The sequence below is a fragment of the Kitasatospora sp. NPDC007106 genome, from assembly GCF_040634455.1.
Lineage (GTDB): Bacteria > Actinomycetota > Actinomycetes > Streptomycetales > Streptomycetaceae > Kitasatospora > Kitasatospora arboriphila.
This window is the reverse complement of record NZ_JBEYFP010000951.1, coordinates 1-2,110: the sequence shown is the minus strand read 5'-3', so window position 1 is coordinate 2,110 and position 2,110 is coordinate 1. Positions and strand designations below refer to the sequence as shown.

At 74.6% G+C, this 2,110-nt stretch carries 4 protein-coding genes and 1 pseudogene; 2 read left to right on the top strand and 3 right to left on the bottom strand.

Annotated features, from left to right (window positions below; genetic code table 11):
• Positions 1-162 (top strand): annotated as a pseudogene (locus ABZ641_RS34395) (carboxymuconolactone decarboxylase family protein); the annotation flags it as partial.
• 73 nt (positions 163-235) lie between these two features.
• Here the strand turns inward: ABZ641_RS34395 and ABZ641_RS34390 are convergent.
• Positions 236-544 carry a hypothetical protein gene (locus tag ABZ641_RS34390; protein ID WP_344627193.1) on the bottom strand — a complete coding sequence of 103 codons (309 nt, stop codon included), beginning with the start codon at positions 542-544 and terminating at the stop codon, positions 236-238.
• Between the two features lie 125 nt (positions 545-669).
• On the opposite strand from ABZ641_RS34390, the gene ABZ641_RS34385 reads away from it, so the two are divergent.
• Positions 670-1,053 carry a YciI family protein gene (locus ABZ641_RS34385; protein ID WP_359988264.1) on the top strand — a complete coding sequence of 128 codons (384 nt, stop codon included), beginning with the start codon at positions 670-672 and terminating at the stop codon, positions 1,051-1,053.
• 29 nt (positions 1,054-1,082) lie between these two features.
• Here ABZ641_RS34385 and ABZ641_RS34380 read toward each other — a convergent pair whose 3' ends face one another.
• Both ABZ641_RS34380 and ABZ641_RS34375 read right to left on the bottom strand, forming a co-directional pair.
• Positions 1,083-1,466: a VOC family protein gene (locus ABZ641_RS34380; RefSeq protein WP_344627194.1), complete on the bottom strand. Its 384-nt coding sequence runs from the start codon at positions 1,464-1,466 to the stop codon at positions 1,083-1,085.
• A 64-nt stretch (positions 1,467-1,530) separates the two neighbouring features.
• A complete protein-coding gene (locus tag ABZ641_RS34375; protein ID WP_344627195.1) occupies positions 1,531-2,037 on the bottom strand; it encodes a DinB family protein in 507 nt (168 codons plus the stop codon).
• Positions 2,038-2,110: the final 73 nt, after the last annotated feature.

The following is a 2,110-nucleotide window of genomic DNA, read 5'->3' as shown; positions in this document are numbered from 1 at the left end:
GACGGGACCTGGGCCCTGGTGCGCAAGCACTACGACGACGACCAGATCGCGGCGCTGGTCGCCCTGGTCGCCCTGATCAACGCGGCCAACCGGCTCGCCGTGATCGTGCACCAGAAGGGCGGCTCCTACGAGGCCGGCATGTTCGCCGCCGCCCTCGGCTGACCACCGCCCGGACGGCCCCGGACGGCCCCGGACGGCCCCGGACGGCCCCGGACCGGCCCGGTCCGGGGCCGGTTCAGTCCTCCGGGACGAGGCCGGCGTTCACCGCCCGCCGCCGGAGCCGGTGGTGCCACTCGTTCGCGTCCGGGCCGGGCTCGACCGCCGGCACGGGCCCGGGGGCGGACTCCACGAGGTGCAGCAGGGACCAGGCGACGCCGTAGCAGTCGTCCGGACCGAAGCACTGGGCGAGCCGCGCGGCCTCCTCCGCGGTGACCGGGCGGGCGATCGCCTCCAACTGCCGCACCCGCCGGGCGATCTCGTCCTCGTGCGCGTCCTCGTCGGGGAGCGGGCCGTCGGCGACGAACGCCGCCACGTCGGGTCTCATGGGCGCATGATCGCCCTCCGGTGCCGCCCGCGGCAAGCGACCCGTTGGGTCCGTCCGGCGCGGCAGCTCGGGGATGTACGCGCCGGAGCGCGCGCATCGGTGTCAGGCTGGGCGCTGTGAAGTACATGGTGCTGATGTACGCGGACCCGGCGGCGACCGCGGCGATGACGGCCGAGCAGCGGGCCGAGGTGTTCGCCCGGCACGAGGCGCTGCACCGGGACCTGGCGGCCTCCGGCGAGCTGCTCAACGGCGCCGGGCTGGCCTACCCCGCGGACACCACCACGCTCCGGCCGGCTCGCAAGGACGGCGGGGACGGTGGCGCGGTCGCGTCGGACGGGCCGCTCACCGCCGCGGCGGAACAGCTGACCGCCTACTACGTGCTCGACTGCGCGAGCCCGGAGCGGGCCCGCGAGATCGCCGGACGGGTGGTCGACTTCCACGTCGTGGCGGTCGAAGTGCGGCCCGTCCACGACTCGTTCGGCATGGGCGGGGCCGACGGCACCGGCTGATCCGACGGCACGGGCCGGGCCGACGCCCGTCAGACCGGCTCGATCCGGCGGCGCAGCAGGCAGAACTCGTTGCCCTCCGGGTCGGCCAGGACGTACCAGCTCTCGGTGCCGGTCTGGCCGACGTCGGCGTGCCGGGCGCCGAGGGCGAGCAGCCGCGCCAGTTCGGCCTCCTGGTCGCGGTCGGTGGCGCTGACGTCGATGTGCAGGCGGAGCTTCGCCGGCCGCGGGTCGGTGGTGGGGCCGATGACGAGGGTGGGCTGCGGGCCGCCGAAGCCGGTGCCGGGCGGCCCGATCTCGATGCTCCCGTCGTCCTCGCGGCCGAGTTCGACGTAGCCGAGGACCTCGCTCCAGAAGGCGGCGAGCAGGCCGGGGTCGGCCGCGTCGAGGACCAGCTCACTGATGCGGCATGCCATGCCGTCAGTGTAGGGCGACGACCCGGGACCCCGGCCCGCCCGCGGTGTGTCGCGGGACGGTCCGTCAGGCGCCGGTGGTGCCGTCGAGGAGTTCGCGGAGGATGTCGAGGTGCCCGTTGTGCCGGGCGGTCTCCTCGGTCATGTGGAGGAGGATCCACCGCAGGTCGAACTGGCCGCGGTCGCCGCGGGTGCGCTTGGCCACCGTGTCGAGGGGGTGGGCGGCGACCAGCTCGCGGTGGCGGGCGCACGCGGCCTCGTACTCGGCGAGCAGCTCGTCGAGCGGGCGGTCGACGGCGATCCGCATCTCCCGGTCGGGGTCCTCGTCCGTCCAGGGGCCGCGGTCCTCCTCGCCGAGGAACATGACCTCGAACCACCAGTGCTCGACCCACCGGAGATGGTTGATCAGGCCGGCGAGGGTCATCAGGGGTGAGCCGGGCAGCGGAGCGCGCCGGGCGTTCTCGGCACTGACCCCCTCGCACTTGGCCCGTGCGGTGGCGCGGGCGTAGTCGAGGAAGGTGGTGAGCTGGGTGCGCTCGTCCAGGGCCGCGGGTACGTCGGTTCGTGTCGTCATCGACTGGATGATCTTCCATGCGGCGCCCGTCTGTCCAGCGGTTTCGCACACCCGCAGACCCGACCCCTCCTCG